This window comes from Oharaeibacter diazotrophicus, from assembly GCF_004362745.1.
In the GTDB taxonomy this organism is placed as follows: domain Bacteria; phylum Pseudomonadota; class Alphaproteobacteria; order Rhizobiales; family Pleomorphomonadaceae; genus Oharaeibacter; species Oharaeibacter diazotrophicus.
Genome location: NZ_SNXY01000008.1, coordinates 182351 through 196189 on the forward strand (window position 1 = coordinate 182351; position 13839 = coordinate 196189).

At 72.2% G+C, this 13839-nt stretch carries 15 protein-coding genes and 1 pseudogene; 8 read left to right on the forward strand and 8 right to left on the reverse strand.

Annotation, left to right across the window (positions count from 1 at the left end; translation table 11 throughout):
* Window positions 1–60 precede the first annotated feature (60 nt).
* Both EDD54_RS13150 and htpX read right to left on the reverse strand, forming a co-directional pair.
* Window positions 61–1398, reverse strand: a pseudogene (locus tag EDD54_RS13150) (RsmB/NOP family class I SAM-dependent RNA methyltransferase); the annotation flags it as partial.
* Between the two features lie 614 nt (window positions 1399–2012).
* Entirely contained in the window at window positions 2013–2981 is a 969-nt protein-coding gene (gene htpX, locus EDD54_RS13155) for a zinc metalloprotease HtpX (RefSeq protein ID WP_126539865.1), read from the reverse strand.
* A 142-nt stretch (window positions 2982–3123) separates the two neighbouring features.
* Between htpX and EDD54_RS13160 the strand changes: the two genes are divergently transcribed.
* From EDD54_RS13160 to EDD54_RS13170, 3 genes are all read left to right on the forward strand, one after another.
* Window positions 3124–3339: a DUF1674 domain-containing protein gene (locus tag EDD54_RS13160; RefSeq protein ID WP_126539867.1), complete on the forward strand. Its 216-nt coding sequence runs from the start codon at window positions 3124–3126 to the stop codon at window positions 3337–3339.
* A gap of 284 nt (window positions 3340–3623) precedes the next feature.
* On the forward strand, window positions 3624–4883 hold the full coding sequence (locus tag EDD54_RS13165; protein ID WP_126539869.1) for a TadE/TadG family type IV pilus assembly protein: 1260 nt from the start codon (window positions 3624–3626) through the stop codon (window positions 4881–4883).
* Window positions 4884–5153: 270 nt separating this feature from the next.
* The gene (locus tag EDD54_RS13170; protein ID WP_126539871.1) at window positions 5154–5669 is read left to right on the forward strand and encodes a disulfide bond formation protein B; all 516 of its coding nucleotides are present in this window, start codon (window positions 5154–5156) and stop codon (window positions 5667–5669) included.
* 19 nt (window positions 5670–5688) lie between these two features.
* Here the strand turns inward: EDD54_RS13170 and EDD54_RS13175 are convergent, their stop codons facing one another.
* Entirely contained in the window at window positions 5689–6231 is a 543-nt protein-coding gene (locus EDD54_RS13175; RefSeq protein WP_126539873.1) for a DUF924 family protein, read from the reverse strand.
* Window positions 6232–6386: 155 nt separating this feature from the next.
* The gene (locus tag EDD54_RS13180; protein ID WP_126539875.1) at window positions 6387–8183 is read right to left on the reverse strand and encodes a long-chain-acyl-CoA synthetase; all 1797 of its coding nucleotides are present in this window, start codon (window positions 8181–8183) and stop codon (window positions 6387–6389) included.
* 247 nt (window positions 8184–8430) lie between these two features.
* Here EDD54_RS13180 and EDD54_RS13185 point away from each other — a divergent pair, with 247 nt between their 5' ends.
* The 5 genes from EDD54_RS13185 to EDD54_RS13195 all read left to right on the forward strand — a co-directional run bounded on the left by EDD54_RS13185 (window position 8431) and on the right by EDD54_RS13195 (window position 10200).
* Entirely contained in the window at window positions 8431–8955 is a 525-nt protein-coding gene (locus EDD54_RS13185; RefSeq protein WP_126539877.1) for a copper chaperone PCu(A)C, read from the forward strand.
* The gene (locus tag EDD54_RS13190) at window positions 8952–9566 is read left to right on the forward strand and encodes an SCO family protein (RefSeq protein ID WP_126539879.1); all 615 of its coding nucleotides are present in this window, start codon (window positions 8952–8954) and stop codon (window positions 9564–9566) included. The genes EDD54_RS13185 and EDD54_RS13190 overlap by 4 nt, the downstream gene beginning before the upstream one ends.
* A gap of 68 nt (window positions 9567–9634) precedes the next feature.
* Window positions 9635–9781: a hypothetical protein gene (locus EDD54_RS23020; RefSeq protein WP_165644502.1), complete on the forward strand. Its 147-nt coding sequence runs from the start codon at window positions 9635–9637 to the stop codon at window positions 9779–9781.
* 9 nt (window positions 9782–9790) lie between these two features.
* Window positions 9791–9952 carry a hypothetical protein gene (locus EDD54_RS23025; RefSeq protein WP_165644501.1) on the forward strand — a complete coding sequence of 54 codons (162 nt, stop codon included), beginning with the start codon at window positions 9791–9793 and terminating at the stop codon, window positions 9950–9952.
* The gene (locus EDD54_RS13195) at window positions 9949–10200 is read left to right on the forward strand and encodes a sulfurtransferase TusA family protein (protein WP_126539881.1); all 252 of its coding nucleotides are present in this window, start codon (window positions 9949–9951) and stop codon (window positions 10198–10200) included. Before EDD54_RS23025 ends, EDD54_RS13195 begins: the two co-directional genes overlap by 4 nt.
* An 85-nt stretch (window positions 10201–10285) precedes the next feature.
* Here EDD54_RS13195 and EDD54_RS13200 read toward each other — a convergent pair whose 3' ends face one another.
* The 4 genes from EDD54_RS13200 to EDD54_RS13215 all read right to left on the reverse strand — a co-directional run bounded on the left by EDD54_RS13200 (window position 10286) and on the right by EDD54_RS13215 (window position 13820).
* Window positions 10286–11164, reverse strand: a complete 879-nt coding sequence (locus EDD54_RS13200; RefSeq protein ID WP_126539884.1) for a 3-hydroxybutyryl-CoA dehydrogenase — start codon at window positions 11162–11164, stop codon at window positions 10286–10288.
* Between the two features lie 79 nt (window positions 11165–11243).
* Window positions 11244–12176, reverse strand: a complete 933-nt coding sequence (locus tag EDD54_RS13205; protein ID WP_126539886.1) for an electron transfer flavoprotein subunit alpha/FixB family protein — start codon at window positions 12174–12176, stop codon at window positions 11244–11246.
* Between the two features lie 20 nt (window positions 12177–12196).
* On the reverse strand, window positions 12197–12946 hold the full coding sequence (locus EDD54_RS13210; protein WP_126539888.1) for an electron transfer flavoprotein subunit beta/FixA family protein: 750 nt from the start codon (window positions 12944–12946) through the stop codon (window positions 12197–12199).
* 181 nt (window positions 12947–13127) lie between these two features.
* Window positions 13128–13820 (reverse strand): rhomboid family intramembrane serine protease, encoded by a 693-nt coding sequence (locus EDD54_RS13215; RefSeq protein WP_126539890.1) that lies wholly within the window; start codon window positions 13818–13820, stop codon window positions 13128–13130.
* Window positions 13821–13839: the final 19 nt, after the last annotated feature.

The following is a 13839-nucleotide window of genomic DNA, read 5'->3' on the forward strand; positions in this document are numbered from 1 at the left end:
CGTCGGGCCCGGATCGTGCCGGCGGCTTACGCCAACGGCAAGTGGCAAAAGCGACCTATCTCAGATCTTCTTGCGCAAACGTGCAGCAAAGAAGCCGTCCAGGCCGGCGAGGCGGGGATCGGCATTCGGCAGGTGCGACGGCAGAGTGCGGACGTCGCCCTCCTCGGTGACGATCTCGGCGAGGCCGAACACCTCGTCCGCCGTCACCGGGACGCGCTCGACCGGGGCGTCGATCAGCATCAGCCGGCGGATCTGGTCGGGGCCCTCCTCCGGCTCCAGCGAGCACACCGAATAGACGATCAGCCCGCCCGGGCGGAGCAGCCGGATCGCCTGGTCGAGGAGGCGGCGCTGCAGCGCGGCGAGCTTGGCGACGTCCTCCGGGCCCTTGGAGAGGGCGCCGTCGGGATGGCGGCGCAGCGTGCCGGTGGCGGTGCAGGGCGCGTCGAGCAGGATCATGTCGAACGGCCCGCGCAGCCACTCGGCGACGTCGGCGACCTCGACCGAGGCCTTCAGATCGAGCCGGAACAGGTTGCGCTGCAGCCGGCCGAGCCGGTGCTCGGACTGGTCGACGGCGGTGACGTCGGCGCCGCGGTGGGCGAGCATGGCGGTCTTGCCGCCGGGGGCGGCGCAGAGGTCGGCGACCTTGCGGCCGGCGACGTCGCCGAGCAGGTGCACCGGGATGGTCGCCGCGGCGTCCTGGACCCACCACGCGCCCTCGTCGTAGCCCTCGATCTTGTCGATCGAACCGGAGGAGACGAGACGCACGCTGCCGGTGGGCAGCACGATGCCGCCGAGGCGGGCGGCCCAGCCCTCGGGGTCGGACTTGACGGTGAGGTCGAGGCTCGGCTCGACGAGGTGCGAGGCGGCGATGGCGCGCGCGGTCTCGGCGCCGTAGGCGGCGGTCCAGCGCTCCAAGAGCCACGCCGGGGTGTCGAGGGCGACGGCGTCCTGCGCACGCAGGATGTCGCCCTTCTCCGCGCCGATGCGGCGCAGGACGGCGTTGACGAGGCCCTTGTAGGGCGCCGCGTCGGGATCGGCGCCGGCGAGGTCGACCGCGATCGCCACGGCGGCGTGGTCGGCGACGTCCATGAACAGGATCTGCGCGGCGGCGACCTCGAGGATCGCCTTCAGCGTCAGGGCCTTGTCGGGCAGCGGACGCTGCAGGTAGCGCCCGATCGCGTCCTCGATCTGGCCGTGGCGGCGCAGCGCCACGCCGACGACGGCACGCACCAGGGCGCGGTCGCGGGCGTCGAGCGTCTGGTAGCGGCGGGCGAGGAAGCCCTCGTCGAGCAACTGGTCGAGCAGACGGCCCTTGCGGACGCCGACGACGAGGTCGACCGCGAGCTTGCGGGCCTCGAGGCCGAGCGTGCGGCCTTGCGGCGGCCGCCCGCGCGGCGGGCCGCGGCGGTCGTCGCGCGGCGGACCACGGCGATCGTCGCCACGGCCCTGCGGACCACGGCCACCTTCGGGACGCGGGCCGCGGCCGCCTTCGGGGCGGGGGCCGCGTGGACCCTGGCCGGCCTCGGCACGCGGGCCGCGGGCCGGACCCTGGCCCTCGCCGCGCGGCGGACCGCGGCGGTCGTCGCCGGCGGGGCGGTACGGACGGGGGGCGCCGGCCTCGTCGCGGCGGCGCGGACCGCCGTCGGCACCGGCGGGACGCTCGGCGCGCGGCGGACGGTCTGGACGATCCGCGCGCGGTGGACGGTCGAAAGACTCGGACCGCGGGCCGCGCGGCCCGGCGAAGCCGGCGCCGGCCTCGGCCGGACGGTCGCGCCGGGGCGGTCGCGGCCCGTCTCCCGCGGCGCCGGGCGAACGGCCGCCGTCGAGACCGGGCCCGCGCGGGCCCACACCACGGCCGCCGCGATCACCGCCGGGTCCGCCCTTCGGACCGCCGCCGTGACCGCCACGCGGTCCGCGGCCGCCGAATTCGCCGCCGGGCCGGCGGCCCTTGCCGCCGGCACCACCACCCCCGGGACGATCGCCCCCGGGTCCGTTCCCACCGCTCGGAGGCGTCATCCCCAAGGCCCACGTCTGCCGCCACGGCCGGGCGCCGAACCGCCGTCCTCCCGCCCGCCCCACGGCCCGCGCGGCGCGGCGCCGGGGGCGCCGCCGCCGTAGGCGGGGCCGGCCGAAAGCCCCGCGGACCGCGCGTAGTCCATCAGCGCGCGGATGCGGTTCTCGGTGGCCGGGTGGGTGGAGAAGAGGTTGTCCATGCGCTCGCCGGAGAGCGGATTGATGATGAAGAGATGGGCCGTAGCAGGATTCGCCTCGGCCGTCATGTTGGGAATGTGCGCCGCGCCGCCGGCGATCTTGGAAAGCGCGGACGCGAGCGCGTCCGGACGGCCCGAGATCTCCGCGCCGAGCCGGTCGGCGGCGTATTCGCGGGTGCGCGAGATCGCCATCTGCACCAGCATGGCCGCGAAGGGCGCCACGATCACCGCGACGAGGACGCCGACGAAGCCGAGCGGATTGCGCTCGTCGCGGCTGCCGCCGAAGAACAGCCCGAAATTCGCCAGCATCGAGATTGCGCCAGCGATGGTGGCGGTGATCGTCATCGTCAGCGTGTCGCGATTCTTCACGTGGGCGAGTTCGTGCGCCATCACGCCCGCGACCTCGTCGGGGGTCAACATGTCGAGGAGGCCGGTGGTGGCGGCGACCGCGGCGTTCTCCGGATTGCGGCCGGTGGCGAAGGCGTTCGGCTGCGGGTTGTCGATCAGGTAGACCCGCGGCATCGGCAGGCCGGCGCGGGCGGCGAGCTCGCGGACGATGGCGTGGTAGCGCGGCGCCGTCGCGGCGTCGACCTCGACGGCGCCGTGCATCCGCAGCACCATCTTGTCGGCGTTCCAGTAGCTGAAGAGGTTCATCGCCGCGGCGACGAGGAAGGCGACCACCATGCCGCCCTGGCCACCGACCAGATAGCCGACACCCATGAACAGCGCGGTCATGGCGGCGAGGAGCAGGGCGGTGCGGAAGACGTTCATGGCGGTCCCGGTGGCGGCCGGGAACGGGCGGGCCGCACGCCCGCGGCGGAGATCCGCCGAACGACCTATATGATGGGAAGCCGGCGCCGGTGCATCAAGCGAAGAGGCGCCCGACCACCGTTCCCAGGGGAACCACGAGGCCATGACCGACACGCCCGACACCGCCACGACCGCCGACGCGACGCCCGCCGCGCCGCGCGAACTCTCGCCCGCCGCCCGCCGCGCCCTCGAGGAGGCCGAGGCGCGCCGTGCCGCCGCGGCCGCCGAGCCGGCACCGCGCGAGATCCGGGGCCGCGGCGGCCTCGAGCCGGTGCGCTACGGCGACTGGGAGATCAAGGGCCTCGCCGCCGACTTCTGACCGACTCCGCGTCTCGCCGGACCCGGAACGGAGCGTGCCATTCCGGGACGGCGCGGGCACGGCGAACGGCCGGGCGTGCGAGGCCGGGCGGGTCTTCGTAAACAAGGTCTCAAGAGACATGCCTAACGCGTGGTGAACAGGCTCCGCGGCATTCGACACGAATCCGACGTGTCAAGGGCTTGGCGGTTGCCGAACCGTTAACGCGGGCGGATGGGCGGGGTCGGCACGCATCCTGCGGTAGCTGCGGCGAACCGGCATCCCGACCGGTTCGTCGGAGGCCACCGATGTTCCCGCTCCGCGTCCACCCGTCCCGCCGCCCCGCCGATTTCCGCCGCGACGACCGCGGCACCCTGGCGGTCGTGTTCGCCTGCACGATGTCGGTGCTCGGCCTCGCGGTCGGCGGCGCGGTGGACTACGGCGTCGCGCTGAAGGTGCAGTCGCGGCTCGACGGCGCGGTCGACGCCGCCTCGCTGGCCGGTGCCAAGCTCTACGTCTCCGGCATCACCGACACCAAACGGATCGCCGACGAGGCGACGCGGAACTTCGAGGCGAACTACGCCGCCGAGGCGGCCCGCGGCTTCTCCGCGGCGACCCCGACGGTCGTGACCGACCCCGCCAAGGGCCGCGTCAGCGTCACCACCACCGCGACAGTGCCGACCGCCTTCCTGACCGTGTTCGGCTTCGACAGCATCACCGTGCGCTCGACCTCGTCGTCGCAGCTCGACGCCGACACCATCGAGCTCTCGATGATGCTCGACACCACCGGGTCGATGGACGAGTACACCACCGACGGCAAGGTCAAGATCGCCGCGCTGCGCACCGCCGCGACCGACCTCGTCGACAAGGTCTACGCCTCGGCGCCGTCGGGTTCGTCGCGGGTCAAGGTGGCGCTGGCGCCCTTCGCCGCCGGCGTCAACGCCGGCGCCTACGCCCGCACCGTCTCGGCGAACAAGAGCACCGCTTGCGTGATGGAGCGGGCCGACCTCACCACCGCCGACAGCGACGCCAGCGCCACCGCCGCCCGGCTGCGCGCGGCCACCACCTGCCCGACCACCGCCGTGGTGCCGCTGACGACCGACAGCGCCGCCGTGCGCGCGGCGATCAAGGGGCTGAAGACCGGCGGCACCACCGCCGGCCATCTCGGCGCGTCCTGGGCCTACTGGCTGCTCTCGCCGCGCTGGCGCGACGTGTTCGGCGCCGACCATACCGGCGCCGCCTTCGGAGCGCCGGAGACCCGCAAGATCGCGATCCTGATGACCGACGGCAAGTTCAACACCTTCCTCGGCAGCATGAGCGGCGTCAACGAGGCGCGCTCGGCCAACGCGGCGCTCGCCGTCTGCGACGCCATGAAGGCCGACGGCGTCACGGTCTACACCGTCGGCTTCGCCCTCGCCGGAGAACCGGCCGCCAAAGACACGCTGCGGGCCTGCGCCTCCGAGATCGCCGGCGCGCCGGCCTTCTACGACGCCGAGGACGCCGCGGCGCTGACCGCCGCCTATGCCGACATCACCCGCCGCATCCTGACGCTGCGGCTGTCGTCCTGAGGCCGAGCGAGGGCCCGACGCCCGCCGCCCGCAAGAAACCCGCGCGCCGCCGCGGTTTCGCCCGGATGACGCCACGCGGCGGCCCGAGGGCGGGGGCAGTCTCGCCCTCGTCCGGATCGGCCGCCGCGCCGGTTCTTCAGCCCCCCAGCCCCCCGGGGCGACGTGCCGGTCCGGATCGCCCCGCCCTCCGCGGTCTCCCCCGATTGCCGGGACCGCCGCGGCGGTGCTAGGCAGGGGGCCGCAGCCCCAGCCGAACCGGTTTCCGCCCCCATGACCAGCCCGAACCCCGCCGTCCGAGCCCCCGTGCGCGCCGCGGCGCTCGCCTTCGCGATCGGTCTCGCCACCATCCTCGGCGCCTGGGGCTTCCAGCTCATCGGCGGCTACGTGCCTTGCAAGCTCTGCCTCGAGGAGCGGATCCCCTACTACGTCGGCCTGCCGATCCTGCTGCTCGGGCTCGTCCTGGCGGCGCGGGCGCCGAAACCGGCGCGCGGGCTATATCTCCTCGCCGGCCTCGTCTTCCTCGCCGGCTTCGGCCTCGGCGCCTATCACGCCGGCGCCGAATGGGGCTTCTGGGCCGGCCCGAGCGACTGCGGCGGCGGCGCGGCGGTCACCACCAACGCCGCCGACCTCCTAAAGCAGATCCAGGGGACGCGGTTGGTCTCCTGCACCGAGGCGACGTGGCGGATGTTCGGCCTGTCCTTCGCCGGCTGGAACGCCGTCGCGTCGGCCGCGGTGGCGCTCCTGTCGCTGCGCGCCGCCACCGCCTCGCCCGCCGCCCCGCTCTGACCGACCTCTCTCCGACCGCTCAGCCGCGGAAGCCGCCGGAGGCGAGATAGGCCTCCTCCTCGGGCGTCGAGACGCGGCCGAGCACGGCGTTGCGATGCGGGAAACGGCCGAATCGCCTGATCGCGTCGAGGTGGACGAGGGCGTAGAAATAGGTCTCGCGGTCGCCGAGCGCCCGGAACAGATCGACCGACAGCGCCTGCGCGCCCATGTCCTCGGCATGCTCGAAGGGCAGGTAGAAGAACGCGCGCGCCACCGGCGGGAACACCCTCGGGAAACCGGCGTCGAGCGCGTGCCGGGCTGTCGCGAGCGCGATCGGATCGGTCGCGAAGGCGCGCGCGGTGCCGCGGAAGGCGTTGCGCGGCACCTGGTCGGTGAGGAGGATCAGCGCCAACGCGCCGTCCGGCGTGTCGGCCCAGGCGGAGAGTCGCCCGGCCGCGGCCTCCTCGTGGGCGCGGCCGAGTTCGGCGGCGACGCGGGCGTCGAAGGCCGGATCGGCCGAGAACCAGGCGGCGGGCCCGGCGTCCCACCAGAACGACAGTACCTCGGCGGCGGTCGGGATCATCGCGGTGTCCTCCCTGTTGGAAGGGACGCCTCCCCCTCCGGGAGCGGGTGGGCGATCCCGATCAGGGAAAACACTACCATGCTTTGCCGGACCTTGCGCCGGCCGCATGCCTGCCCCCGACGGTCCCGCCCGTCCGGACCGGTCGGGGACGCAGTTCAGAGCCTGACCGTACCGGCGACGATGCGGTCGTAGGTCGCTGGATCGAGCCGGACGTAGGTCCCGCTCGCCGGATCGAGATAGAACAGCTCGTCGGCGATTCGGTTGGGGTCGAAGCCCTCGGTCTTGAGGTCGACCTTCTTCAACTTGAAGGTGGTGGTGGTCTCGATCTCGCCCTGGCGGCGCAGGAACACCGGCTTGGCGTAGGCCGGCAGCCGCTCGTCGAGGTGGCGCGACAGGGCGGCGAGGTCGAGACCGTCGTCGGCCTCCAGTGCGGCCATGCCGGCGCGGCCGTCGCGATCGGGCACGGCGACGCCGTAGACGTTGGCGGTGTGGACGCCGGGGAAGACGCCGATCGCCTCGGCGACCTCGGAGGTCGCGACGTTCTCGCCCTTCCAGCGGAAGGTATCACCGATGCGGTCGACGAAGTAGTAGTAGCCGAGCCGGTCGCGGCGGACGAGGTCGCCGGTGCGGAACCAGCGGTCGCCCTCGGAGAAGGCGTTCTCCAGGATCTTGCGGCGGGTCGATTCGGCGTCGGCGTAGCCGTTGAAGCGCTGGCTCGGCTTCTTCGGGTCGTCGACGATCTCGGAGATCAACTCGCCGACCTCGTCGGGGCCGCAGGCGACGCAGCGGCCGTCGGGACCGCGGACGACCTCTTCGCGGGCGACGTCGAAACGCACGACCTTCAGCAGGAACTTGCGCTCGGCCCATTTCGGCACCCGGCCGATCGAGCCTGGCTTGCCGTCGAAGTTGAACAGGACGGCGTTGCCCTCCGTCGCCGCGTACCATTCCAGGATCTGCGGGATGGCGAAGCGCTCCTGGAACGCGGTCCAGATGTCCGGCCTCAGACCGTTGCCGCTGGCGAGGCGGACCCGGTGGGCGCGTTCCTTCGGATGCGGCGGGGTGTTGAGCAGGTAGCGGCAGAGCTCGCCGATGTACTGGAACAGGGTGCAGTCGTAGCGCACCAGGTCGTCCCAGAACTCGCGGGCGGAGAATTTCTCGCGGATCACCACGGCTCCGCCGACGGTGAGCACGGTGCCGGTCGCCAGCACGCCGCCGGAGGTGTGGTAGAGCGGCAGCGCCACGTACATGCGGTCGTCCTTCGTGGCGTTCATGGCGGCGGAGAAGCCGTTCATGATCGCCTGGACGCGGTAGTGGTTGATGTTCGCCGCCTTGGGCATGCCGGTGGTGCCCGAGGTGTAGATCCACAGGCAGCGGTCCGAGGTGGTCAGCTTCGGTCGCTCGGCGGCGGGGACGTCGGCGTCGTCGAGATCGGCGAGCGCGAGGTCGAGCCGCGCGCCGGGGGCGCCCGCGCCGTAGCCCCAGATCGCCGGTGCGCCGGTGAGGTGCGGGCGCGCGGTCTCGAAGACGTCCGCCAGTTCGGCGGCGACGATCACGATCTTCGGCGCGACGATGTTGACGCAATGGGCGAGCGAGGCGCCGGCGAGATTGGTGTTGAGCAGCGCGGTGACGCCGCCTGCGCGCGCGACGCCGAGCCAGACCGCCAGATACTCCGGCCGGTTCGGCATCAGCAGCGCGACGGTGTCGCCGCGCCCGATCCCGTTCGCCAGCGCCCAACGGGCGTAGCGGTTGCCGCGGCGGTGGTAGTCGGAATAGGTGAAGGTCTCGCAGTCCGAGATCAGGGCCGGGCGCTCGCCGAAGCGGGCGGCAAGATCGGCGACCACGTCGGGATAGACCCGATCGGGGTTGCGCGCGATCGCGGTGGTCCGGCGCAGCGCGCGGATCGCGCCGCTCAGATAGGCGTACTCGCTCCTCAGTCGCTCGACGAAACCCATCCGTCGCGTCCTCCCGCGTGGCGGCACCGGCGTCGCACCCCGTCCTCTCGGGGCACCCGACCGTCGTACGTGACGTGAACGTAAACGTCAACACGCCACCACCGCCTTGGCTGTTTTTACCGGCTTGTCGCCTCCGGCGCACTCGGATACTGCGACCATCGGCGTGTCGAGGGGCCGGCGCGTCCGTGGATAGGATCGGCGGCCGCCTCCGCCGGAGAGCGCTGGTCCGGAATTTCGAGAAGCCCACATGCCGAACGCCGCCGTCCCCCTCCTCGCCGCCGCCCTCGCCGTGCTGGCGCCCGCGCCGGTCCGCCCCGTGCCGCCGGTCGTGCCGGCGCAGGCGGTGACCACCGCGCCGACCGAAACGACCCGGTTCTCCGCGGGTGTCGTCGAGATCCTGTCGCCGTGGTCGCGGGCGACCCAGCCCGGCCAGAAGATCGCCGCCGCCTACATGGTCCTGCACAACACCGGCACGAGCGCGGTCACGCTGGTGTCGGCCTCGACGCCGGTGGCGCAGTCGGTCGTCTTCCACGACACCGGGGTCAAGGACGGCTTCATGCAGATGCTGCCCCACGAGGGCGGCTTCACGATCCCGCCGGGTGGCGAGATCGAACTCAAGCCGGGCGGTTCCCATCTGATGATGGTGGGCGTCGGCCGCTCGATCCGGGTGGGCAAGGTCTATCCGTTGACGCTGAACTTCTCCGACGGCGCCACCACCACCGTCGACATGGTGGTGTGGGACGTCGGCCTGATCCGAACGAGGAAGCCATGAACACCGTCCGCGTCGTCCGCCTCGCCACCTGGCTGCTGATCGCCGTCCTCGCCGGCGCCACCGGCTACGTGATCTGGCAGGCGGAGACGCGGCCGACGACGACCTCGACCGTGACCGACGCGGCGGCGATCGGCGGGCCGTTCACGCTGACCGACACCACCGGCGCGCGCGTCACCGAGGCGCGCTTCGCCGGCCGGCCGCACGCGATCTTCTTCGGCTACACCCATTGCCCCGACGTCTGCCCGACCACGCTCGGCGAGATGAGCGTGATGCTCGCCGACATGGGCGCGGAGGCCTCGAAGCTCGACGTCTACTTCGTCACGGTCGACCCCGAGCGCGACACCGCGGCGAGCATGAAGGACTATCTCTCGGCCTTCTCCGACCGCATCGTCGGCCTGACCGGCACCGAGGCGGAGGTCGCCGACATGGTGGCCGCCTACCGCGTCTACCGGCGCAAGGTGCCGGCCCCGGACGGCGGAGCGGACTACACCATGGACCACACCGCCGCCGTCTACCTGTTCGACGCCGCCGGAAGCTTCAAGGGCACGATCTCCTACGGCGAGAAGCAGGAGGACGCGCTCGCCAAGCTGAAGCGGCTGGCGGCGGGCTGAGCGCACCCGTCCCCCATCCCGCGTCGTCCCGATGGCGGCGCGGCCACCGGCGCGCTAGGATGGCCGACATGAACCCGACCACCGCTCGCATCGTCGTCTGGACCGGAGGCGCGGCGATCGCCGCCGCTGCGGCGGCGACGCTGGTGCTGACGGTCGCCCGCGGCGACGCCGTCTACGCCGCCCGCCTCGTCGCCGGCCTCGCCGGCTGCCTCTGAAGGGCCGCGATGGACGCCTCCCCTCCCCCGCCCCGCGCGCCGGCACCGCGTCGGTCCGACCTCGTGCTGTCGGTGCTGCTGCCGCTCGCCGTGATCGGCCTCGGCGTGGCCCTCTCGGCCGGCGGCGCCGGGGCGGCCTTCCTCGAACTCTGCCGGACGGCGTTGGAGTGAGCGCGGCGCGCGGCGGCGACGGTGCAGAGACGCTCGACCTGCGCGGTCTCCTCTGCCCCCTTCCGGTGCTGAAGACACGCAAGCGGCTCGCCGATCGTCCGGCCGGGACGCGGATCGTTGTGCTCGCCACCGACCCGATGGCCGCGATCGACATTCCGCACCACTGCGCCGAAGCCGGGCACGTCCTGCTCGGGCAGCGTCGCCGCGACGACGGCGTGCTTGAATTCGAAATCGAACGGGGGGCGTGAGGCGCCTGCGAAGCGAGGCCCCCACACGAAAACGAAACGGCCCGGAGCGGGTCCGGGCCGTGAGACGTCCACGAAGAGCGGGTCCTCAGCGGGTCGGGACCGGGTGCTCGCCGCGGTAGTCGTAGAAGCCGCGCTGGGTCTTGCGGCCGAGCCAGCCGGCCTCGACGTATTTCACCAGGAGCGGGCAGGGCCGGTACTTGGAATCGGCGAGGCCCTCGTAGAGCACCTGCATGATCGACAGACAGGTGTCGAGGCCGATGAAGTCGGCGAGCTGCAGCGGGCCCATCGGGTGGTTGGCGCCGAGCCGCATGGCGGTGTCGATGGCGTCCACGCTGCCGACGCCCTCGTAGAGGGTGTAGATCGCCTCGTTGATCATCGGCAGCAGGATGCGGTTGACCATGAACGCCGGGAAGTCCTCGGACACGGCGATGGTCTTGCCGAGCTTGGCGACGTAGACCTTGGCGGCGTCGAATGTCTCGTCCTCGGTGGCGATGCCGCGGACCAGCTCGACGAGCTGCATCACCGGCACCGGGTTCATGAAGTGGATGCCGATGAAACGCTCGGGCCGGTCGGTCGAGGCGGCGAGGCGCGTGATCGAGATCGACGAGGTGTTGGTGCCGACCATCGCCTTGGGCTTCAGCGACGGGCAGAGCTGCTGGAAGATCTTGCGCTTGACGGTCTCGTTCTCGGTCGCCGCCTCGATGACGAGGTCGGTGTCCGCGAAGCCGTCGTAGGACGGGATCGCCTTGATGCGCGCGAGGGCGGCGGCGCGCTGCTCCTCGGTGATCTTCTTGCCGGCGACCTGACGGGCGAGATTGCCGTTGATCGTGGCGAGGCCGGCCTCGATGCGCTCCGGCGACACGTCGGCGATGCTGACCTCGAACCCGGCCAGCGCGGAGACGTGCGCGATGCCGCTGCCCATCTGCCCGGCGCCGATCACGCCGATCGTCTTGATCTCGACCATCCTATCCTCGGATCGCTGCGCCCCCGGAGCCGGAAGGACGGGCGCCCGCCCGAAGCGGGTGCGCCCGGCCCTGACGGCGTCAGCCGAGAGCCTTGGTGAGTTCTGGTACGACGTCGAAGAGGTCGCCGACAAGTCCGTAGTCGGCCACCTGGAAGATCGGGGCCTCCTCGTCCTTGTTGACGGCGACGATCACCTTGGAGTCCTTCATGCCGGCGAGATGCTGGATCGCGCCGGAGATGCCGAGGGCGACGTAGAGGTCCGGCGCCACGACCTTGCCGGTCTGGCCGACCTGCCAGTCGTTCGGGGCGTAGCCGGCGTCGACCGCGGCGCGCGAGGCGCCGACCGCGGCGCCGAGCTTGTCGGCGAGCGGCACCACCACGGCCTGGAACTTCTCCGCCGAGCCGAGCGCGCGACCACCGGAGACGATGATCTTCGCCGAGGTCAGCTCGGGGCGGTCGTTCTTCGACAGCGCCTCGCCGACGAAGGACGACACGCCCGGATCGGCCGGCACGGCGACCGCCTCGACCGGGGCCGAACCGCCTTCGTCCGCCGCCTTGAAGGAGGCGGTGCGCACGGTGACGACCTTGACCGGGTCGTTGGACTTGACGGTCTGGATGGCGTTGCCGGCGTAGATCGGGCGCTCGAAGGTGTCGGCCGAGACCACCGCGGTGACGTCGGAGATCTGCATGACGTCGAGCAGCGCGGCGGCGCGCGGCAGGGCGTTCTTGGCGACCGAGGTCGCCGGGGCGACGACGGCGTCGTAGCCCTTGGCGAGCGAGACGATCAGCGCCGCCAGCGGTTCGGCGAGCTGGTGGGCGAGCGAAGCGTCGTCGGCGACCAGCACCTTGGCGACACCGGAGAGCTTGCCCGCGGCGGCGGCCGCGGCCGAGACGCCGGCGCCGGCGACCAGCACGTGGACGTCGCCGCCCATCGCGGCGGCGGCGGTCAGCGCCTTGTGGGTGGAGTCCTTGACGACGGTGCCGTCGTGCTCGGCGAGGAGGAGGATGGCCATGGTTCGTCTTTCCCCTGCGGTCAGAGCACGCCGGCTTCGGTCTTGAGCTTGGCGACGAGTTCGGCGGCCGAGGCCACCTTGACGCCCGCGGAGCGGCCCTTCGGCTCGGTCGTCTTCACCACCGTCAGGCGCGGGGCGACGTCGACGCCGAAGTCGGCCGGGGTCTTGGTGTCGAGCGGCTTCTTCTTCGCCTTCATGATGTTGGGCAGCGAGGCGTAGCGCGGCTCGTTGAGGCGCAGGTCCGTGGTGACGATCGCCGGCAGCGCCAGCTTCACCGTCTGCAGACCGCCGTCGACCTCGCGGGTGACGTCGACGGAGCCCTCGCCGATCTCGACCTTGGAGGCGAAGGTACCCTGGCCCCAGCCGGTCAGCGCGGCCAGCATCTGGCCGGTCTGGTTGCAGTCGTCGTCGATCGCCTGCTTGCCGAGGATCACGAGGCCCGGGCCTTCGGCGGTGGCGACCGCCTTCAGGATCTTGGCGACGGCGAGCGGCTCGACGGTGGCGTCGGTCTGGACCAGGATGCCGCGGTCGGCGCCCATGGCGAGGGCGGTGCGCAGCGTCTCCTGCGCCTGCGCCGGGCCGATCGAGACCACGACGACCTCGGTCGCCTTGCCGGCCTCCTTCAGCCGCAGCGCCTCCTCGACGGCGATCTCGTCGAAGGGGTTCATCGACATCTTCACGTTGGCGAGGTCGACGCCCGAACCGTCGGGCTTGACCCGGATCTTGACGTTGTAGTCGACCACCCGCTTCACGGGCACCAGGATCTTCATCGGTTGGAACCTCCCGAGGTCCGGACCCGCACGCCGGCGGGACCCGGGCACCGGCCTCGCGCCGGTTTTTGCACTGCGGCAACACGTCCGGGGCGGGACCGTAGTTGCGGCCCCGGTTCCCGTCAACGGGCCGGAAGTCGCATTGCGATGCACCACGGTGACGTGCGCGTCAAGACCGTGTCTACGCCGCCAGCCCGCGATCGAACAGCGGCACGTCCGGCCGGCGCATCACCAGGATCAGCACGGCGCCGGTGACGAGGCCGCCGACGTGGGCGTACCAGCCGATCGGCTCGTCGCCGCCGGAGAAGATCGAAACGAACTGGGTGGCGACCCAGATCAGCAGCGGCCAGCGCGCCGACAGGCGCAGCGGGATGCGGCCGAAGGCGAGAATCCAGAGCTTGGTGCGCGGGTGCAGCACCAGATAGGCCGCCACCACAGCGGCGATCGCCCCGGAGGCGCCGACCAGCGGGCCGTCGGCGGTCGGCATCATCACGGCGTGGAACAGGCCGGCGGCCACGGCCGCGACGAGGTAGAACACGAGGTAGCGCAGGTGCCCCATGGCGTCCTCGACGTTGTCGCCGAACACCCAGAGGAAGACGACGTTGCCGAGGAGGTGCCAGAGGTCGGCGTGGACGAAGGCGTAGGTGACGAGCGTCGTCCATTCCGGCAGCGCCGACGGGGCGAACGGGCGCATGTCGCCGAAGAGCACCGCCGGCGTCAGGCCGTAGCCGTAGGCGGCGCCGGCGAGGGCGCCGAAGCCGACCGGGCTCTCGACCACCAGCCAGACGAGGCAGGTGACGACGATCAGCGCCCAGTTCACGTAGGGCCGGCGGACGTGTTCCAGCGGGTTGTGGTCGTAGAGCGGCACGAACATGGGCGGGCGGCGTCCGGCG

Excerpts from the sequence above, each read along its gene's own strand:
- EDD54_RS13180 (WP_126539875.1), bottom strand. The coding sequence starts at position 8,183 with ATGGGTTTCGTCGAGCGACTGAGGAGCGAGTACGCCTATCTGAGCGGC.
- EDD54_RS13175 (WP_126539873.1), bottom strand. The coding sequence starts at position 6,231 with ATGATCCCGACCGCCGCCGAGGTACTGTCGTTCTGGTGGGACGCCGGG.
- EDD54_RS13210 (WP_126539888.1), bottom strand. The coding sequence starts at position 12,946 with ATGAAGATCCTGGTGCCCGTGAAGCGGGTGGTCGACTACAACGTCAAG.
- EDD54_RS23020 (WP_165644502.1), top strand. The coding sequence starts at position 9,635 with ATGAACCCGACCACCGCTCGCATCGTCGTCTGGACCGGAGGCGCGGCG.
- EDD54_RS13185 (WP_126539877.1), top strand. The coding sequence starts at position 8,431 with ATGCCGAACGCCGCCGTCCCCCTCCTCGCCGCCGCCCTCGCCGTGCTG.
- EDD54_RS13200 (WP_126539884.1), bottom strand. The coding sequence starts at position 11,164 with ATGGTCGAGATCAAGACGATCGGCGTGATCGGCGCCGGGCAGATGGGC.
- EDD54_RS13215 (WP_126539890.1), bottom strand. The coding sequence starts at position 13,820 with ATGTTCGTGCCGCTCTACGACCACAACCCGCTGGAACACGTCCGCCGG.
- EDD54_RS13170 (WP_126539871.1), top strand. The coding sequence starts at position 5,154 with ATGACCAGCCCGAACCCCGCCGTCCGAGCCCCCGTGCGCGCCGCGGCG.
- htpX (WP_126539865.1), bottom strand. The coding sequence starts at position 2,981 with ATGAACGTCTTCCGCACCGCCCTGCTCCTCGCCGCCATGACCGCGCTG.
- EDD54_RS23025 (WP_165644501.1), top strand. The coding sequence starts at position 9,791 with ATGGACGCCTCCCCTCCCCCGCCCCGCGCGCCGGCACCGCGTCGGTCC.
- EDD54_RS13205 (WP_126539886.1), bottom strand. The coding sequence starts at position 12,176 with ATGGCCATCCTCCTCCTCGCCGAGCACGACGGCACCGTCGTCAAGGAC.
- EDD54_RS13165 (WP_126539869.1), top strand. The coding sequence starts at position 3,624 with ATGTTCCCGCTCCGCGTCCACCCGTCCCGCCGCCCCGCCGATTTCCGC.
- EDD54_RS13190 (WP_126539879.1), top strand. The coding sequence starts at position 8,952 with ATGAACACCGTCCGCGTCGTCCGCCTCGCCACCTGGCTGCTGATCGCC.
- EDD54_RS13160 (WP_126539867.1), top strand. The coding sequence starts at position 3,124 with ATGACCGACACGCCCGACACCGCCACGACCGCCGACGCGACGCCCGCC.